The 18,619-nt window shown below is 71.5% G+C and carries 15 protein-coding genes and 1 pseudogene; 10 read left to right on the top strand and 6 right to left on the bottom strand.

What is annotated here, in order from left to right; translation table 11 throughout:
* Positions 1-235 precede the first annotated feature (235 nt).
* The 3 genes from K311_RS0104555 to K311_RS0104545 are packed head-to-tail and all read left to right on the top strand — an operon-like array spanning position 236 to position 5,032.
* On the top strand, positions 236-2,212 hold the full coding sequence (locus K311_RS0104555; RefSeq protein WP_051239497.1) for a SpoIIE family protein phosphatase: 1,977 nt from the start codon (positions 236-238) through the stop codon (positions 2,210-2,212).
* Positions 2,196-4,649, top strand: coding sequence for a SpoIIE family protein phosphatase (locus tag K311_RS15295; RefSeq protein WP_081683269.1), 2,454 nt, complete (start codon positions 2,196-2,198; stop codon positions 4,647-4,649). Before K311_RS0104555 ends, K311_RS15295 begins: the two co-directional genes overlap by 17 nt.
* A complete protein-coding gene (locus K311_RS0104545) occupies positions 4,646-5,032 on the top strand; it encodes an STAS domain-containing protein (RefSeq protein WP_026816341.1) in 387 nt (128 codons plus the stop codon). The genes K311_RS15295 and K311_RS0104545 overlap by 4 nt, the downstream gene beginning before the upstream one ends.
* Positions 5,033-5,159: 127 nt before the next feature.
* Here the strand turns inward: K311_RS0104545 and K311_RS0104540 are convergent, their stop codons facing one another.
* Entirely contained in the window at positions 5,160-7,451 is a 2,292-nt protein-coding gene (locus K311_RS0104540) for an NADP-dependent malic enzyme (protein WP_026816340.1), read from the bottom strand.
* A gap of 132 nt (positions 7,452-7,583) precedes the next feature.
* Between K311_RS0104540 and K311_RS0104535 the strand changes: the two genes are divergently transcribed.
* Positions 7,584-8,981, top strand: a complete 1,398-nt coding sequence (locus K311_RS0104535; RefSeq protein WP_026816339.1) for a hypothetical protein — start codon at positions 7,584-7,586, stop codon at positions 8,979-8,981.
* Positions 8,982-9,139: 158 nt separating this feature from the next.
* On the opposite strand, the gene K311_RS0104530 is transcribed toward K311_RS0104535, so the two are convergent.
* Genes K311_RS0104530 through rsgA form a run of 3 tightly spaced genes read right to left on the bottom strand, consistent with a single transcriptional unit; the run spans position 9,140 to position 12,049 of the window.
* Positions 9,140-10,405 (bottom strand): peptidase MATCAP family protein, encoded by a 1,266-nt coding sequence (locus tag K311_RS0104530; protein ID WP_026816338.1) that lies wholly within the window; start codon positions 10,403-10,405, stop codon positions 9,140-9,142.
* Positions 10,402-11,001, bottom strand: a complete 600-nt coding sequence (locus K311_RS0104525) for a hypothetical protein (RefSeq protein ID WP_026816337.1) — start codon at positions 10,999-11,001, stop codon at positions 10,402-10,404. Before K311_RS0104525 ends, K311_RS0104530 begins: the two co-directional genes overlap by 4 nt.
* Complete coding sequence (gene rsgA, locus K311_RS0104520) at positions 10,988-12,049, bottom strand: ribosome small subunit-dependent GTPase A (protein ID WP_043797966.1); 1,062 nt, start codon at positions 12,047-12,049, stop codon at positions 10,988-10,990. Before rsgA ends, K311_RS0104525 begins: the two co-directional genes overlap by 14 nt.
* 151 nt (positions 12,050-12,200) lie before the next feature.
* Here rsgA and K311_RS0104515 point away from each other — a divergent pair, with 151 nt between their 5' ends.
* The 6 genes and pseudogenes from K311_RS0104515 to K311_RS15285 all read left to right on the top strand — a co-directional run.
* Positions 12,201-13,445, top strand: a complete 1,245-nt coding sequence (locus tag K311_RS0104515) for an aminotransferase class I/II-fold pyridoxal phosphate-dependent enzyme (protein WP_026816335.1) — start codon at positions 12,201-12,203, stop codon at positions 13,443-13,445.
* A gap of 2 nt (positions 13,446-13,447) precedes the next feature.
* Positions 13,448-14,125 (top strand): GDSL-type esterase/lipase family protein, encoded by a 678-nt coding sequence (locus K311_RS15290; protein ID WP_051239496.1) that lies wholly within the window; start codon positions 13,448-13,450, stop codon positions 14,123-14,125.
* A 140-nt stretch (positions 14,126-14,265) separates the two neighbouring features.
* Positions 14,266-15,195 carry a Grx4 family monothiol glutaredoxin gene (gene grxD, locus K311_RS0104505; RefSeq protein WP_026816334.1) on the top strand — a complete coding sequence of 310 codons (930 nt, stop codon included), beginning with the start codon at positions 14,266-14,268 and terminating at the stop codon, positions 15,193-15,195.
* Positions 15,196-15,350: 155 nt separating this feature from the next.
* Positions 15,351-15,683, top strand: a complete 333-nt coding sequence (locus K311_RS0104500; protein ID WP_154659451.1) for a hypothetical protein — start codon at positions 15,351-15,353, stop codon at positions 15,681-15,683.
* Positions 15,680-15,967, top strand: coding sequence for a hypothetical protein (locus K311_RS0104495; RefSeq protein WP_026816332.1), 288 nt, complete (start codon positions 15,680-15,682; stop codon positions 15,965-15,967). The genes K311_RS0104500 and K311_RS0104495 overlap by 4 nt, the downstream gene beginning before the upstream one ends.
* Positions 15,968-15,987: 20 nt before the next feature.
* Positions 15,988-16,923: pseudogene (locus K311_RS15285) on the top strand (cation diffusion facilitator family transporter); the annotation flags it as partial.
* A 57-nt stretch (positions 16,924-16,980) separates the two neighbouring features.
* On the opposite strand, the gene K311_RS0104485 reads toward K311_RS15285, so the two are convergent.
* Both K311_RS0104485 and K311_RS0104480 read right to left on the bottom strand, forming a co-directional pair.
* A complete protein-coding gene (locus tag K311_RS0104485) occupies positions 16,981-17,673 on the bottom strand; it encodes a transposase (RefSeq protein WP_026816331.1) in 693 nt (230 codons plus the stop codon).
* A 125-nt stretch (positions 17,674-17,798) separates the two neighbouring features.
* Positions 17,799-18,575 carry an AMP nucleosidase gene (locus K311_RS0104480; protein WP_026816330.1) on the bottom strand — a complete coding sequence of 259 codons (777 nt, stop codon included), beginning with the start codon at positions 18,573-18,575 and terminating at the stop codon, positions 17,799-17,801.
* Positions 18,576-18,619 lie beyond the last annotated feature (44 nt).

Below are 18,619 nucleotides of genomic sequence, written 5' to 3'. Positions count from 1 at the left end.
CCTCTCGCCCTCTTTTCCGGGCATTCGTCGCGGTTTTTAGAGCCGACATTCTACCCGGGATCGGGGGCGGCTTTCCCCGGCCCAGTTCCGGTGGGAGCGGCTTCAGCCGCGATGCTCTTTCCGTAGGAGCGGCTTCAGCCGCGATGCTCTTCCGGTCTTCGGCAGGAGGGGAAGAAAAGCATCGCGGCTGAAGCCGCTCCTACGGTATGCGGGGGTCCTGGCCTATGCTCCCCCCATGGCCGCCCTGCCCCGCGCCCAGTCTTCCGGTCCCGCCGTGCCCTGGTGGAAGAGCCTGCGCACGCGGTTGATGCTGATGTTCGGCACGCTCGCCGCGGTGCTGCTGCTGGCGGGGTTCGCGGCGGCCTACGCGATGGTGCAGCGGCAGGTGGTCGCCGATGCCGAGGCGCGCACGCGCTACGAGGCGCAGCAGTCGGCCGAGCGGCTGCAGGCGGCGATGACCACGGTCGCGGTGACCGTCGACGGCATGGCGCGGTTGTTCCGCGAGATCCCGATGGGCCGAGGCGAGCTCGCGCAGGCGATGGGCGCGCTGGTGCAGGCCGAACCCTCGGCGATCGGCGGCCTGCTGGCGCTCGAGCCCGGCGTGCTTCCCGACGGCGCGCCGATGGCCTGGTACACCGGCACCACGGTCCGCAACGTCTCCCGCGACCTCTACGACGAGGACTACGACGTCCGCGCCCAGGGCTGGTACCGGCGCACGCTGGAATCCGATACCGCCTGGTGGTCGGACCCGTATTTCAACGAGGCCGCCGGCGGCGTCTGGATGACCACGCTGAACGCGCCGCTGCGCGATGCCGCCGGCAGCACGGTCGGCATGGTCAGCCTGGACGTGCCGGTGCGGCGGCTGTCGGAACTGCTCGACACCCTGCGCCGCATCCCCGGCCAGCGCCCGACGCTGATCGCGCCCGGCGGCATGTTCGCGGTGCACTCCGACCCCGGCATCGCCCTGCAGAACACGCTGTCCGAATACATCGACCGGCACGGCCGCGAGGACCTGCGGCCGCTGGAACGCGCGCAGATGAGCGGCGAGCCGCTGGCCTTCACCCACGTGATCGCGCCCCGGGGCGAGACCCGCTATTCGGTGTTCACCCCGATCGGCGACACCGGCTGGAGCCTGCAGCTGTCGCTGTCGCACGACGCGATCCTGGCCGACCTGCGCCAGCTCGCGCTCGGGATGTCGCTGGCGGCGCTGGCGAGCGTCGCGCTGGTGTCGCTGCTGGTGCGCCGGCTGGCCGCGCGCATCACCGTGCCGCTGAGCGAGCTGACGACGTCGGCCGGGCACTTCGCGGTCGGCGAGTTCGACTGGCCGGTGCCGCACGACGAACGCGCCGACGAGGTCGGCGTGATGGCGCGGGCGCTGGAACGCGCGCGCGACTCGATCCGCTTCCAGCTCGACCAGATCGCCGAGATGGCCGGCGAGCGCGCCAAGCTGCAGAGCGAGCTCGACATCGCCCGCGACATCCAGCTGGCGATGCTGCCGCGCGACCGCGAGCTGCTCGACGCCGGCAGCGTCGTCGAGGCCGGCGCGCTGCTGCAGGCGGCGAAGGCGATCGGCGGCGACTTCTACAACTACTTCACCCACGAAGCCGGGGCGCTGTGGTTCGTCGCCGGCGACGTCAGCGACAAGGGCGTGCCGGCGGCGCTGTTCATGGCGCGCACGATGACGGTGCTGGAGGTGGCGACGCGGATCAGCGATTGCCCGACGAAGGCGCTTTCGGTCGCCGCGCGGCACCTGGTCGAAGGCAACGACACCTGCATGTTCGCGACCGCGATCTGCGGCCGGCTGGCCCTGGCCACCGGCGACCTGCAGCTCGCCAGCGCCGGGCACGAGCCGCCGGTGCGGCTGCACGCCGACGGCCACCGCGAATGGCTGCAACTGCCCGGCGGCCCGGTGCTCGGCATCGAGGAGGACGGCGAGTTCGTGGCCTGGGAAGGGCGGCTGCAGCCCGGCGACACCCTGCTGGTCTACACCGACGGCGTCACCGAGGCCTTCGACGCCGGCGACCAGGCCTTCGGCGAGGCGCGCCTGCTGGACGCCCTCGCCGCCGGCCGCCACGCCGACGAGCAGTGCGCGGCGGTGGTCGCGGCGGTGCACGCGTTCGCGGCCGGGGCGCCGCAGTCCGACGACATCACCGTGCTGGCGATCCGTTTCCAGCGCCGCAGCGAGGTGGAGGCGAATGAGCTCGCCGCCTGACCCGGCACCGACACCCGCGACGACGCCGGCGATCCGCCGCGTCGGCTGGCGGCACAGCCTGCGCACGCGGATGGCGGTGTCGTCGACGATCGCCGGGGTGGCGATGCTGCTGATGATGTCGCTGGCGGCCTACCTGGGCATGCGCGACCTGCTGCAGCGCAATGTGCGCGAGGAAGTCGTCGGCATGGCGCGGCAGACCAGCCTCGGCCTGCACGCGACCCTGGACTCGGTGCAGATCAGCGGCGACACCCTGGCGATGAACGCCGCCGGCATCGGCCGCAACCCGCTCGAGCTGCGCACGTTGCTGGTGTCGACGGTGCGCGCCGACCCGGACATCTTCGGGGCGATGCTGGTGATCGAGCCGGGGCGCCTGGCGCCGGACGATCCCGGCTTCAGCTGGTACGTGCGCCGCGGCGTCGACGGCGAGCTGCACGAGTCGACCCTGCCCGACCTCGGCATCGATTACCGCATCGAGCCCTGGTACATCCGCACGGTGACGACGACGACGCCGTGGTGGTCGGAGCCGGCGGCCTCGAACACCTTCGGCGGCAGCGCGCTGACGACGTATTACCGGCCGCTGCGCACGCCCGGCGTCGACGGCGAGCCGGGTACCGCCTTCGGCCTGGTCGGGCTGGACGTGCCGATCGCCCGCCTGCGCGCCCAGCTCGCCTCGCTGCCGACCGACCGCAACCTGCGGCTGATGCTGCTCTCGCCGGAGCGCCTGTACGTGCTGCATCCGGATCCGACGATCCGCATGCACGTGACCCTCGACCACCTGGTCCACGCCGGCGGCCGGGCGGACCTGGTGCCCTTCCTCGAGGCGGTGCGGGCCCGCCGCGAGATCCAGCTCGACCACGTGATCGCGGCGCCGAGCGACGGCGCCTCCCCCGGCGAGCGCCGCTTCAGCGTCGGCGTGCCGGTGTCGGACACCGGCTGGACGCTGGTGGTGTCGGCCGCCAGCGGCTTCGTGCTCGAGCGCCTGGACGGCATCACCGCGTCGGTGGTGATGTTCGGCCTGCTCGGCATCCTGGTCTGCGTGGTGGCGATGCGGCGCACCTCGCAGGCGATCGCCCGGCCGATCGAGGACCTGACGCGCTCGGCGCGCCACCTGGGCCGCGGCGACTTCGACTACCCGCTGCGCCACACCGAGCGCGAGGACGAGGTCGGGGTGATGGCGCGCGCCTTCGACCGCGCCCGCGAATCGCTGAAGCGGCAGATGGCCGAGATCGCCGAGATGGGCGAGGCGCGCTCGCGCATCGACAACGAGCTGCGCATCGCCGCCGACATCCAGCAGGCGATGCTGCCGCGCAGCAACGAGTTCGACGCCGGCGGCGCGCACCTGGCGCTGGCGGCGCGGCTGGTGCCGGCGAAGGCGGTCGGCGGCGACTTCTACAACTTCTTCGAGCGCGACGGCGTGCTCTGGTTCGTGATCGGCGACGTCTCCGACAAGGGCGTGCCGGCGGCGGTGTTCATGGCGCGGACGATGACGGTGCTGGAGGTGGCGGCGCAGGCCGGCGAGGGCCCGGGGCGTGCGCTGCGGGCGGCGGCGCGGCATCTGTTCGAAGGCAACGACACCTGCATGTTCGCGACCGTGCTGTGCGGCGTGATCGACCTGCGTACCGGCGCGCTGACCCTGGCCAGCGCCGCGCACGAGCCGCCGGTGCTGCTGCGCGCCGACGGCCGCCGCGAACTGGCGCCGGTGGAGACCACGGCGCCGCTGGGCGTCGAGGTCGCGGCGCATTACCCCGAGTGGCAAGGCCGCCTGCAGCCGGGCGACACCCTGCTGAGCTATACCGACGGCATCACCGAGGCCTTCGACGGCGACGACCACGAGTTCGGCACGCAGCGCCTGCTCGACACCCTGGACCCGGCGCTGGACCCGGAGGCGCAATGCCGCGCGCTGGTCGCGGCGGCGCAGCGGCACGCCGCCGACGCTCCGCAATCCGACGACATCACGGTACTGGCGATGCGATACCTGCGCGAAACCACCACGGGCCCGCGGCACTTCGTCGTCGAGGCGACCGTGCCCGATCCGCCGCCCGGGGAACCGGTGCGCGCGCTGATCACCCAGGTCGAAGCCGGGCTGGCGCCGGCACAGTTGCCGGCGGCGCTGATCCACGACCTGGACCTGGTGATCGAGGAGGTCGCGACCAATGTGCTCGGCCACTGCGGCGACTGTCCGATGCCGCAGCTGTCGCTGCAGGCGGTCGTGGACGGCGACCGCCTGGCCCTGCGTTTCACCGATGACGGCCCGGCCTTCGATCCGCTCGCGGCGCCGCCGCCGGACCTCGAGGCCGACATCGCCGACCGGCCGATCGGCGGGCTCGGGGTCTTCCTGATCCGCGAGCTGTCCGAAGAAGTGGCGTACGCACGGGTGGGTCCACACAATGTCCTGCGCGTCGTGCTCAGGATTCCTCGAGAGGAGAACCACGCATGAGCCTCACGATCGACATCGCCCCCCCCGGCAACGGCTACCAGCGGGTCGCCCTCGCCGGCCGCCTCGACACCCACACCTACGGCGAGCTCGACGCCAAACTGGCGCCGGTGCTGGCCTCGCCGATCCGTTCGCTGGTGCTGGACCTCGAGCACCTGATCTACATCAGCTCGGCCGGCGTGCGCTCGATCTTCAAGGCCCGCAAGGCGCTGGCGGCGCGCGACGGCAAGGTGGTGGTGGTGAACCCGCAGCCGCAGATCCAGAAGGTCTTCGACGTCGTGAAGGCGGTGCCGCTCAACGAGATCTTCAGCAGCGTGCAGGAGGCCGACGCCTACCTCGACGCGATCCAGAAGCGCATCGTCTCCGGCGATCAGGACGACGACTAGGGCAGTAGCGGGGACGTACCCCCTCGGTCCGGAGCACCGCCTTCACGGGTTGGTCCGTTCCCACAAGAAGGATGGGGTACGTCCCCGCTACTGCCCGCTACTGCCCGCTACTGCCGGGGTACGTCCCCTATCCCCGCGCCGCGCGGATCTGCGCGTCGACCGCCGCGATCGCGCTCATGTTGACGACGCGGCGGACGGTGGAGGACGGGGTCATCACGTGTGCCGCTGCGGCCAGGCCCATCAGGATCGGGCCGATGCCGACGCCGTCGGTCATGCCGCGCACCAGGTTGTAGCTGGCGTTGGCGGCGTCGAGGTCGGAGAAGGCCAGCAGGTTCGCCCGCCCGCTCAGGCGCGAGCCCGGCAGGATGCGTTCGCGCGCCTCCGGGTCCAGCGCGATGTCGGCGTGCATCTCGCCGTCGACCTCGAGCTTCGGCGCGCGCTCGCGCAGGATCGCCAGCGCCTCGCGCATCTTGCGGGCGCTCTCGGACTCGCTCGAGCCGAAGTTCGAATGCGAGATCAGCGCCGCCTTCGGGGTGATGCCGAACAGCTTCAGGCGGAACGCCGCCTGCACCACCGACTCGGCGATCTGCGCCGCGCTCGGCTCGACGTTCACGTGGGTGTCGGTGAAGAAGAACACGCCCTTGTCGTTGACCACCGCGCTCAGCGCCGACAACCCGCGGTGCTCGCTCTCGACACCGAGGATCTGGCGCACGTACTTGAGCTTGCGGGCGAAGCGCCCGACCAGGCCGCAGAGCATCGCGTCGGCCTCGCCGCGGCGCACCATCAGCGCCGCGATCACGGTGTCGCGCGAACGCACGATCGCCTTGGCCGCCGACGGCGTGATGCCCTTGCGCGCCATGATCTCGTGGTAGAGCTGCCAGTAGTCGTTGAAGCGCGGGTCGTCGTCGATGTTGGTGATCTCGATGTCGACGCCCTGCTGCAGGCGCAGGCCGAGCTTCTGGATACGCCGCTCGATCACCGCCGGCCGGCCGATCAGCACCGGGAAGGCCAGGCCTTCGTCGACGACCGTCTGCACCGCGCGCAGCACGACCTCTTCCTCGCCCTCGGCGTAGACGACGCGCTTGCGGTCGCTGCGGGCGCGGTCGAACACCGGCTTCATCAGCAGGCCGGTGCGGAAGACCTGCGAGGCCAGGCGCTCGCGGTAGGCGGCCGGATCGGCGAGCGGACGGGTGGCGACGCCGCTGGCCATCGCCGCTTCGGCGACGGCCGGCGCCAGTGACACCAGCAGGCGCGGGTCGAACGGGCGCGGGATCAGGTAGTCGGCGCCGAAGCGCGGCGTCTCGCCGGCGTAGGCGGCGCCGAGGTCGGTGGCCTCGCGGCGCGCCAGCTCGGCGATCGCGTGCACGCAGGCCCGCTTCATCGCCTCGTTGATCGCGGTGGCGCCGACGTCGAGCGCGCCGCGGAAGATGTACGGGAAGCAGAGCGCGTTGTTGACCTGGTTCGGGTAGTCGCTGCGGCCGGTGGCGATGATCGCGTCCGGGCGCACTTCCCGCGCCAGCCCCGGATCGATTTCCGGGGTCGGATTGGCGAGCGCGAAGATGATCGGCCGCGCCGCCATCGTCGCGACCATCTCCGGCTTCAGCACGCCGCCGGCGGAGACGCCGACGAAGACGTCGGCACCGGCGACGATCTCGGCCAGCGTGCGCGCGCCGGTGCGGCGGGCGTAGCGGGCGATCCCGGCGTTGACGCCACCGGGCTGCAGGTCGGCGCGGTCCTCGTGCAGCACGCCGTCGCGGTCGACGACGTGGATGTTCTCCGGCGTCACCCCGAGCGCGACCACCATGTCCAGGCAGGCGATGCCGGCGGCGCCGGCGCCGCTGACCGCGAGCTTCACGTCGGCGATCTGCTTGCCGGCGACGCGCAGCGCATTGAGCAGCGCCGCGCCGACGATGATCGCGGTGCCGTGCTGGTCGTCGTGGAAGACCGGAATCTGCATCCGCTCGCGCAGCTTGCGCTCGACGACGAAGCATTCCGGCGCCTTGATGTCCTCGAGGTTGATGCCGCCGAAGGTCGGCTCGAGGCTGGCGATGATGTCGACCAGCTTGTCCGGGTCGTTCTCGGCGATCTCGAGGTCGAACACGTCGATGCCGGCGAACTTCTTGAACAGCACGCCCTTGCCTTCCATCACCGGCTTGCCGGCGAGCGGGCCGATGTTGCCCAGGCCCAGCACCGCGGTGCCATTGGTGATCACCGCGACCAGGTTGGCGCGCGCGGTCAGCGCACTGGCCTCGGCCGGGTCGGCGACGATCGCCTCGCAGGCATGCGCGACGCCCGGCGAATACGCCAGGGCGAGGTCGCGCTGCGTCAGCATCGACTTGGTCGGGCTGACCCTGATCTTCCCGGCCGGCGCCATGCGGTGGTAGTCGAGCGCGGCCTGCTTGAAATCTTCCTGGGGCATGTCTGACTTCGGCGCGGCGAGGGGATGCCGCGAGGGCCCGTGATTGTAGCTCCCCTGCCCCCGGGGGGCCGGGCGCGCGCCGGTGTGGGCCCGCCAGCGGCTACGATCTCGGCCTTTCGCAAGGAAACCGCGATGGCCCTTCGCCCCGCCACGCTGCACCCGCCGCGGCCGCCCGCCGCGCCGGTGCCGGCCGCGCTCGCGAGCCTGCTGCTCGCGGCGCTGGCGCAGTGGACGCTGGCGACCAATCCCGGCTGGTTCAGCCACGACGAGCTGCAGTGGGGCGCACGCGCGGCCGCGTCCGGGCCGCTGCCGGCGGTGGACTGGACGGCGCTCGGGGCGGTGCAGTGGCGGCCGCTGACCTTCCAGCTCTGGCTGTGGCTGGCGCGGGCGCTGTTCGCCGCGCCGCCGGCCTGGCATGCGCTGTGGGTGCTGGCCGGCAGTGCGAACGCGGCGCTGCTGGCGGCCGTGCTGGTGCGGCTCGGCAGTGGCCACGGCGTCGCCGTCGGCGCGGCGCTGGTGTTCGCGCTCGGGCCGTACGCGGTCTACGTGCACGGCTGGGTGGCGACACTCGCCGACCTGCTCGTGGTCGCGATCGGACTCGGGCTCGCGCATGGGCTGGCCAGCGCGCGCGGCGCGCCGTCGGCGTTCGCGAGCGGGCGCGGCTGGCCGGCGTGGCAGGTCGCGAGCCTCGCCTTCGCCGCCACCGCGCTCGCGCTCGCCGCGAAGGAATCGGCGCTGGCCTTCGCGCCGGTGCTGGCGCTGTGCTGGGCCGCGTGGCCGCGGCCGCGGGTGTTCGCGGCGGCGACGGCCGGCGCCACGACGGCGTGCGGGCTCTACCTGGCGCTGCGGCTGCCGGCGCTGCTCGCCGCCGGCGCGGCCGAGCCGGCCTATGCGCTGGTGCCGGCGCAGATCCCGGCGAACTGGTTCGCCTATCACCTGTTCGTGCCGCGCACGTCGACCTTCGAGATCGCCGGCCTGTGGCGGGCGCCGACCGGCGCGCTGGTGCTGGCGGCGGCATTCTGGAGCGCGCTGTGGACAGCGGTCGCGCGCGCCGCCGGGCTGCGGCTGGCCCTGGTGCTGGTGCTCGGCGGCACGCTGTGGCTGGCCCCGGTGCTGGCGATCGGCATGACGGCGAACCAGTACGGCTACGCCTTCTCGGCCTGGTGCGCAGCGCTGGTGGCGCTGGCCTGGCCGCGCCTGGGGCGCAGCGCGCGGGTCTTCGTGCTGGTGTTCGCGGCACTGGCGCTCTGGCACGGCGCCAACGTGCAGCGCGGCATGCGCGCGGCCGGCGAACGCGCGGCGGTCTTCCTGCCCGCGCTCGCCGCCACCCTCGACGCGCAGCCCGGCCGCGTCCGTCCGCTTTACCTGCATGCGCCGCCCGACGAGGCCTGGCTCTACCGCCGCCTCACCCACCAGATCCCGCACTGGCACGGCACCGTCATCGCCGACCGCGTGCAACTCGTCGACAGCGCCGACCTCGCCGACCACGTGATCACCGACAGCGGGACGCTCGAACAGCGGGAGCAGTGACGACGGATCACGGCCGATAACAGCCGATCTGGCGCGTCGTGGCTGCGAGGTCGGCGATCCGGTCCGATGACGGCGCGGCTTGATTTCCGTAGCCCAGCGCGCTCGCGGCCGCGCCCCCCGAATCGGCTTTGATCGGCTTCGATCCGTTGTCGAATCCGTCAGAAGCCGAGGACGAGGTCGTCGGCTTCGACGCGGTCGAGGCGGATGCGGTTGGCGAACAGCGAGAAGGCCAGCATGCCCGCGAGGCCGTTGGCGCGCTGGATCCACGGCGGCACATAGAGCGGCTCGGCGAGCACGCCGGCGTCGAACAGCGGCTCGAACGCGAACACGTCCTGCAGCGTCATCTTGCCGGCGAACAGCAGCCGGGTCAGGCGCAGCCGGCGGTGGCGCAGGCTCCAGCGGAAGAAGGTGTGCACGCTGAGCAGACCGTGCAGGTAGACGGTGTCCTTGGTGAAGGCGGCGCCGCCGGTCACCGGCACGCCGCGGAACACGCGCTGCGCCGAGGCGAAGCTGTCGGTCTCGGTCTGGCCGGCGTCGAGGAAGAAGCGGAAGACCTCGATGAAGTCGGCGCCCCGGATCGCCATGTCGATCGCGACGATGCGCAGGCTGATGCGCTTCATGCGCTCGATGTCGATCGCGCCGGTGATCAGTTCGGCGAAGGTCGCCAGCCCTTCCTGGGTCGCGGTGACCCGCGGCGACGAGCGCGACAACGAGCGGAAATGCGGCTGCTCGCGGCCGTTGAGGCCGGTCAGCGAATGCACGAAGGCCTCGTGCTCGAGCAGCTGGTGGCGGTCGTATTCGGTGAAGCCGGTGGCGCTGCGCAGGCGGATGCGGGTCGGGCCGGCGGCGGCCTTGGCGATCAGGTCGGGGTCCAGTTCGACCGACACCCGGTGGTGCACGAAGAATCCGTCGAGCGCGGCCTGCAGCTCGGCCTGCACGGTCTCGGCGCTGAGCACGTAATCGGCCTCGGCGCCGTGCAGTTCGCCGTCGAGTTCGTCGGCGACGCCGATGAAGTGGCGGGCGGCGTCGAGGTTGGTCGGGCCCTCGCCGGGCAGGGCGTCGCCGGGGCGGCCGAACAGCGCCGTCGAGTGTTCGCAGACTTCGGGCGTGCCGAGCGCTTCCAGCAGCCGGGTCGCGACGATCCAGCTCTGCGCGGTGCGCTGCAGGTAGGTCGCGAGCGGGTGCTCGGATCCCGACGTGGCGGCGACGACCGCCTCGAGTTCGGCGCGTTCTGCGCCGTAGTCGAGTTTCGGGAATTCGATCCGCGGCAGCGCGTGCCGGCGTTGCCGCCAGCCGGCGAGGAACTCGCCCTGCACGTGCGCCGGCCAGCTGACCGACTGCAGCAGGCGGATCGAGCGCGTCGCCGCGACGAGGCGGTCGTCGAGCGCGGCCAGGGCCTGCAGTCCGGCGTCGAGTGCGGTCATCGCGTGACCGGGATCGCGTGGTCGTCGATCAGCACGAACCAGCCGTCGACGCGGTCGAGCTGAAGCTGCACCGTCATGCGCAGCACGGCGGGCGGGTCCTCGCCGAACTCCGGCTTCAGCGCGACGTTGAAGCTCGCGCCGGTGAAGGGCGCGGCGTCGCCGGCGTCGGCCGCGCGCAGTGCCCGTTGCACGTCGGCGAATCCACGGCGGCCGTCGGCGTCGAGCGCCCACACCTGCCAGGGCAACCGCGCGTCCGGCCCGGCCTGGTTGCGGGACTCGAGCGCGAATTCGTGGCGCACGTCGTCCCCGTCGTCGCGGCTCAGCGCGAGCGTCAGTCGCACGCTGTCGGGAAGGATCTGCACCTGCGGCACGAGCGTGGTCGCGACGCGCAGGTCGGCGGGATCGAGCTGCATCAGCGTCTGCGCGTCGAAGCCGCGCAGTTTCCACATCGTCGACAGCGGGATGCTCGCGCAGGCCGACAGCAGCGCGGGCAGCAGCGCGAGCAGCAGCGTGGCGGCGAGCAGGCGCGCCGGCGGGGCGCCCGGCGGGCGCGCGGGCCGGCCGCCGCGACGGCCGCGGATTTCAGCGCCTTCCATACTTGTCCTTCAGGCGCTTGCCGAACGCCTTGTTGGCGCTGCGCGCCTCGGCGCGGCGCTGTGCCAGCGTGACCTGCGCGGCTTCCTGTTCGTCGCGCAGCTTCACGTAGTTGCGGTAGCGGGCTTCGTCGAGGCTGCCGTCCTCGATCGCGGCCTGCACCGCGCAGCCGGGCTCGTCGCCGTGGGCGCAGTCGCGGAAGCGGCAGTTCACGGCGATCGCCTCGACGTCGTCGAAGCTGTCGACGACGTCCTCGTCGCCGCTCATCTTCAGTTCGCGCATGCCCGGCGTGTCGATCAGGCAGCCGCCCTGCGGCAGCGGCGTCAGCACCCGGCTGGTGGTGGTGTGGCGGCCGCGCGAGTCGTTGGCGCGCACCGCATTGGTCTTCATCTTCTCGCGGCCGAGCAGGGTGTTGGTCAGCGTCGACTTGCCGGCGCCGGAGCTGCCGACCAGCACGACGGTCCGTCCCGGACCCAGGTACGGCTGCAGCACGCGCAGCGATTCCGGATCCTTGGCGTTGACCGGATGGATCGGCACGCCGCTGGCGGCGACCTCGTCGAGCAGGGCGACGCAGTCGTCGACGATTTCGCACTGGTCGGCCTTGGTCAGCACCAGCACCGGATCGGCGCCGCTGGCGCGGATCAGCACGAGATAGCGTTCGATGCGGCGCGGGTTGAAGTCCTGGTCGAGGCCGACGACGACCAGCACATGGTCGACGTTCGCGGCGATCAGCTGCTGGCGGTGGTGCTCACCGGCGGCGCCGCGCTTGAGCAGGCTGCGGCGCGGCAGCAGCGCGGCGATTTCGCGTCCGTGGGCGTCGAGCACGACCCAGTCGCCGACCGCGGCGCGCTCCTCGGGCGGAAAGCGCGGGCGGGTCCAAGGCACCGGCGGCTGCACCTTGCGCAGCGCGTCCGGGCCGGTGGCGACCTCGTAGGCGCTGCGGTGCTGGCCGACCACGCGGGCCAGGCGGCCGTCGGGCACGGCGGCGAGGGCGGCCTGGCGGGCGGGGTCGTCGTCGTCGGGCCAGCCGATCGCGGTCAGTGGGTTCATAACTGGGGTCAGAGTACTTTTTCCCCGCGATTTCGGCCATTTGCCGGGCTGGATCGGCGGAAAAAGTACTCCGACCCCGGTTTCTTGCCGCCGAATTGCCAGAACCTGACGTTAAGATTCCGCTAACACCCCGAAACCGGCGCCCGTCCCGATGCATCACCCGCCCCTGCCGACCCGCGAGAGCCTGCGCGAGGTCCGCTACGACATCCGCGGCGAACTGTCCCGCCGCGCCCACGAACTGCAGGGTCAGGGCCGGGAGCTGATCCGGCTCAACATCGGCAATCCCGGCGCCTTCGGCTTCCGCGCGCCGGAGCATCTGCAGCAGGCGGTCGTCGCGGGCCTGGCCGGGGCCGATGCCTACACCCACCAGCAGGGATTGCCGGCCGCGCGCGAGGCGCTCGCCGACTTCCACCGCCGCCGCGGCACCCCGAACGCCAGTGCCGAGCGGATCTTCGTCGGCAACGGCGTCAGCGAGCTGATCGACATCTCGCTGCGCGCCCTGCTCGACCCGGGCGACGAAGTGCTGCTGCCCAGCCCCGATTACCCGCTGTGGAGCGCCGCGACGATCCTCAACCAGGGCCGCCCGGTCTATTACCCGTGCACGCCGGAGCACGGCTTCCTGCCCGAGCCCGCCGCGATCGAGGCCCTGATCACCCCGCGCACCCGCGCCCTGGTCGTGATCAACCCGAACAACCCGACCGGCGCCAACTACCCGCCGGAACTCCTGCGCGTGCTGGTCGACATCGCCGCCCGCCACCGCCTGCTGCTGATGGCCGACGAGATCTACGACGGCATCACCTACGACGGCGCCGAGTTCAACCCGCTGGCGCCGCTGGCCGGCGACGTGCCCTGCCTGACCTTCGGCGGCCTGTCGAAGGTGTGGCGGGCCTGCGGCTGGCGCGTCGGCTGGGGCGTGCTCAGCGGTGATCCGCTGGTGATCGGCGATTACCACCACGCCCTCGACCTGCTGAGCGCGCTGCGGCTGTGCGCGAACGTGCCGGCGCAGTCGGCGGTGCCGGCGGCACTCGACGGCCCGGAAACCATCCGCGAACTGACCGCGCCCGGCGGCCGCCTGCACGCCTCGCGGCAGGCGGTGATCGATGCCTGCGCCTCCAGCAGGCACCTGTCCCTGGTCGCCCCCGCCGGCGCGCTGTACGCCTTCCCGCAGGTGGTCGGCGATGCCGCGGCCGACTTCGACGACCAGCGCTTCGCGCTCGAACTGCTCGAGCAGGAGAGCGTGCTGGTCGTGCCGGGCAGTGGCTTCAACGTGCCGGCCTCGCGCCACTTCCGCGTGACCCTGCTGCCGGATGCGGCGACGATCCGCGAGGTCTTCGCACGCATCGACCGGCTGCTGGAACGGATGGCGGCGCGGGTGGCGGAGCGGCGGGTGGCCTGACGGTGCCGAGCTGGCTCGCCCTCGGTGACAGCTACACGATCGGCGAAGCGGTGCCGGAACACGGCCGCTGGCCGGTGCAGCTGGCGCGGCGACTGCGCGCGCACGGCGTCGCGATCGATGAACCGCGCATCCTCGCGACCACCGGCTGGACCACCGACGAGCTGGCGGCGGCGATGGATGCGGCCCGGCTGGCGCTTCCCGGGGATGACGCCGGAACCGGGACCTTCGACCTCGTCTCGCTGCTGATCGGCGTCAACAACCAGTACCGCGGCCGGCCGCTGGACGAATACAGCGAGCAGTTCGCGGCGCTGCTGGCACGCGCGATCGCGCTCGCCGGGCATCGGCCGGACCGCGTGTTCGTGCTGGCGATCCCGGATTGGGGGGTGACCCCGTTCGGCCAGGACAGCGGCCGCGACACCGCGCGGATCGCCGCCGAGCTCGATGCCTTCAACGCGGCCGCGGCGGCGGAATGCGCCCGCCGCGGCGTCGCCTTCGTCGACATCGCCCCGGTCTCGCGCGCCTGCGGGGCGGTGCTGGTCGCCGCCGATGGCCTGCATCCGTCGGCGGACCTGCACGGCGAGTGGGCACGGCTCGCGGAGCCGGTGGTGCTGCGGCTGCTGGGGGCGCCCCTCCCCCCGTCCCTCTGTAGGAGCGGCTTCAGCCGCGATGCTTCTGTGTAAGAGCGGCTTCAGCCGCGATCCGACTCTGTAGGAGCGGCTTCAGCCGCGATGTTTTTCAGGCCACAAGCATCGCGGCTGAAGCCGCTCCTACAGGGGGGCGTAGAATCGGGGCCAGCGAAGAACCGCCTACCGGAGCCCCCATGTCCCTGTCCCCCGAAACCCGCGCCCGCATCGAGCAGCTGCTCGGCGACAACCGCGTCGTGCTGTTCATGAAAGGCCGCCCGGGCGCGCCGCAGTGCGGCTTCTCGGCGAAGGCGGCGGGCATCCTCGACAGCCTGATCGGCCGCTACGCGCACGTCGACGTGCTGGCCGATCCGGAGCTGCGCGAGGGCATCAAGGTCTACGGCCAGTGGCCGACGATTCCGCAGCTGTACGTCGGCGGCGAGCTGGTCGGCGGCAGCGACATCATCGAGCAGATGCACAACAGCGGCGAGCTGCACGAGGCGCTCGGCCTGCCGGCGCCGGACCGCACGCCGCCGCGGATCGACGTCACCCCGGCGGCGGCCGAGGCGATCGCCCGCGCGCTCGCCAACGGCGAGGCCGGCGACGTGCTGCACCTGGCGGTCGACCCGCGCTTCAACGCGCGCTTCGAACTGCGCCCGGCGACCGGCCAGGAAATCGTCGCCGAGGCCGGCGGCCTGCGCATCCATCTCGACCTGGCCAGCGTGCCGCGCGCCCGCGGACTGCGCATCGACTGGGTCGAGGACGCGCGCGGCGCCGGCCTGGCGATCCACAACCCGAACGCGCCGCCGCCGGTGAAGGCGATGACGGTGCAGCAGCTGCACGACCACGTGATCGCCGGCAGCATCGACGTGATCGACGTGCGCCCGGCGTCGGCGCGCGCGATCGCGCCGTTCCCGCATCCGCACGAGGTGCTCGACGAGACCACCCGCGAGCGGCTCGAGGCGCTGCCGAAGGACCTGCCGCTGGCCTTCCTCTGCCACCACGGCAACTCCAGCCGCCAGGCGGCCGAGTACTTCCGCGGGCTGGGTTTCCACGACCTGTACAACGTCGAGGGGGGCATCGACGCCTGGTCGCAGCACATCGACCCGTCCGTGCCGCGTTACTGAGCGGCGCTTTCTCCGACAGCGAACGGCGTCGCTCGCCGACGCCGCCCCGGCCGTTCGTCCTATTGGCGCGACTAGAGTGTTTGCGCTAATTTGAACCCGTTCGCAGTTTCGCCCGCCTCCCCCCAAGGCCCGGGCTTCGACCGGAGAGGTGTCGGATGCGTATTTGGCTGGTGTCGTTGGCGACCGTGCTCATGGCCGGGTGCGGCGGCGGTGGAAGCGACGCCGGCGGGGGCAGCCCCGCGGAAGCGGCGGCGAAGGTCTGCGAGGAACACGCGGTCGCCCAGCTCGACGGCAAGCTCCACGAGATGGACGTCGCCGCACTGGCGGCGAGCATGCGCGACGCCGAGGAAGGCACCAAGTTCCTGACCGCGCCGATCGTCATCGAACCCGGCCTCGCCTCGGAGACGAAGCAGGTCGTCGAATGCACGGTCCGCTTCAACGACGGGCAGGCGGCACCCGAGATCATCCGGTTCGTCTTCAACTGGTGAAGCCGCACGCGCCCAGCCGCCCCTGGGTCATCGCGGTGGCCTGCCTGGGCTGCGTGCTGGTGACGACCGGGGTGTTCCTGCACCACATCGACGCCCAGCGCGGCGGCGGCGAGCCGGGCTGGTACGTGCTGCCGGCGGCTTCGCTGATGTGTGGCTTCCTCGCCTTCCTGGCGATCCGCGGCTCGGGACTGACGACGACCGCGCCGGCGGTGCTCGGTGCCATCCTGATGACCGCATTCACCGGCGCGGTACTCGTCGCGGGACTATCCTCGGCCTTCGACTGAAACGCCGGGCGCCGCGCCGCATGGGTCACGGTCACGGGCACGACCACGATCAGGACCACGATCACGGCCACGATCACCAGCACGTGCCGGCCGACATCCGCCACGAGCGGCCGCTGTGGATCGCGCTCGGGCTGACGGCGGGCTTCCTGCTGGTCGAACTGTTCGTCGCCTGGCTGGCGAACAGCCTGGCGCTGCTGTCCGACGCCGCCCACATGGCCACCGACACGCTGGCGCTGGGCATCGCCCTGGTGGCCGTGCGGCTGGCGCGGCGACCGCCGGATGCGCACCGCAGCTACGGCTACGGCCGCATGGAAGCCCTCGGCGCGCTGTGCAACGGCGTGCTGCTGCTGGCGGTGGCGGCGTGGATCCTCGTCGAGGCGTTCGAGCGCTTCCGCTCGCCGCCGCCGGTGGCGACCGGGGCGATGATGCTGGTGGCCGCGCTCGGGCTGGCGGTGAACCTGCTGGCGATGCGGCTGCTGCACGCGGCCGCCGGCGAAAGCCTGAACCTGCGCGGTGCCTACCTCGAGGTCTGGGCCGACATGATCGGTTCGATCGCGGTGCTGGTCGCCGGCGCGCTGATCCGGTGGACCGGCTGGTACTGGATCGACGCGGCGACGGCGGTGGCGGTCGGGCTCTGGGTGCTGCCGCGCACGCTGCGGCTGGCCGGGGCGGCCGTGCACCTGCTGCTGGAAGGCGTGCCGCGCGGGCTGTCGCTCGACGAGGTGCGGGCGGCCTTGCTGGCGGTCGACGGCGTCGCCGGCGTGCACGACCTGCACGTGTGGTCGCTGACCTCGACCCGCCCGCTGCTCAGCGCCCATGTCGCGGTGGCGGCGGGACGCGACGCGGACGCCCTGTGCCGGGACCTGGGCGCGCTCCTGCGCGAACGCTTCGGCATCGCCCACACCACGCTGCAGATGGAAACCGCCGCGTGCCAGGGCCACGGCTGCGACCCTCCTTAACGGTGTCAGAGACAGTTAATCGATTAACTGTCTCTGACACCGTTAATCACACCGTCAATCGGGGCTGCGCCTGGGGCGGTGCGCCGGCCGGACACCGGTGAATCGCCTCAGCTTCGCCTCGGTGACCTTCCGGAACGCATCGCTTCCCAGCGCCGCCCTTTGTTTCAGATGAGAGCGGAACGCTTCGACGGTTTCCTCCGGAAGCGGCTGGTCGAACAGTCGCCGGTAGCACTCGAACCGACGTAGCGGCTCACGATGCAACTCCCGGTACAGGTTGTGCGGAGTGAGCAGCCGGTCGAATACCTGCCCGCAATTGCCGCGATGGCTCGACCAGGGGAATGCTTCCGGCGAGGCCACCATCCTCGCCCGCACCGGATTCAGCTCGATGTAGCGATAGCAGGCGAGCAGATGAGCATCGTTGTCGACGAGGTGTCCGTCGTAGCGACCCTCCCAGAGCGTGCCGGGCCGTCCGTACCTGCGGTTGAAGGTGACCGCGTAGTTGCGGCCGAACGTCTGCATCAACTTCGGGAGCGACTTCGGCTCCCTGGGCGAAATCAACAGATGGACATGGTTGTCCATCAACACATAGGCATGCAGGTCGCACTCGTAGCGCGGCAGGCACTGCCCCAGCAACTGCAGGTAGGTACGCCGGTCGTGGTCGCCGAGGAAGCAAGGCAAGCGGTTGTTGCCACGCTGGACCACGTGGTGCGAACAGCCGGGAACGTCGGGGCGCGGGGGGCGGGGCATGGACGCACCATGCCGCCGGCACACGAGCGGCGTCAGGCGAAGACGCCGCGATGAGACCTGCGAATCCTGCCCGGAACGGTGTCAGAGACAGTTTTCGGAAAAACTGTCTCTGACACCGTTAATCATTACGAGTCGAAGCGGAGGTGCTTGACGGACTTGCCACGCCGCCGGATCAGCCGCAGCGCCTCGATGCCGATCTGGATGTGCTGCTCGACGAAGCTCTCGGACACCTTGCGGTCGGAGGCCTCGGTCTTGACGCCTTCCGGCACCATCGGCTGGTCCGAAACCAGCAGCAGCGCGCCGGACGGAATGCGGTTGTGGAAGCCGGCGGCGAACACCGTCGCGGTCTCCATGTCGATCGCCATGCAGCGCAGCTTGCGCAGGTAGTCCTTGAAGCCGTCGTCGTGTTCCCAGACACGCCGGTTGGTCGTGTAGACCGTGCCGGTCCAGTAGTCGTGGCCGAGGTCGCGGATCATCGTCGACACCGCACGCTGCAGCGCGAACGCCGGCAGCGCCGGCACCTCCGGCGGCAGGTAGTCGTTCGACGTACCGTCGCCGCGGATCGCCGCGATCGGCAGCACCAGGTCGCCGAGCTGGTTCTTGCGCTTCAGGCCGCCGCACTTGCCGAGGAACAGCGTCGCCTTCGGCGCGATCGCACTCAGCAGGTCCATCACCGTCGCGGCATTGGCGCTGCCCATGCCGAAATTGATCATCGTGATGCCGTCGGCGGTCGCACTCGGCATCGGCCGGTCCAGGCCGACGACCTCGGCCCCGGTCAGGCGCGCGAAGGTGTTGAGGTAACCCCCGAAATTGGTCAGCAGGATGTGCTCGCCGAAGCCGTCCAGCGGAACGCCGGTGTAGCGCGGCAGCCAGTTGCTGACGATCTCGCTCTTCTCTTTCATCTTCCCTTCTTCTTTTCTCGTCGTTTATCCCGCCTATTTTGCCC

This window comes from Arenimonas composti TR7-09 = DSM 18010, from assembly GCF_000426365.1.
Classification (GTDB): Bacteria; Pseudomonadota; Gammaproteobacteria; order Xanthomonadales; family Xanthomonadaceae; genus Arenimonas; species Arenimonas composti.
The sequence above is the reverse complement of the archived record's forward strand: the minus strand, read 5'-3'. Positions and strand labels throughout refer to the sequence as shown.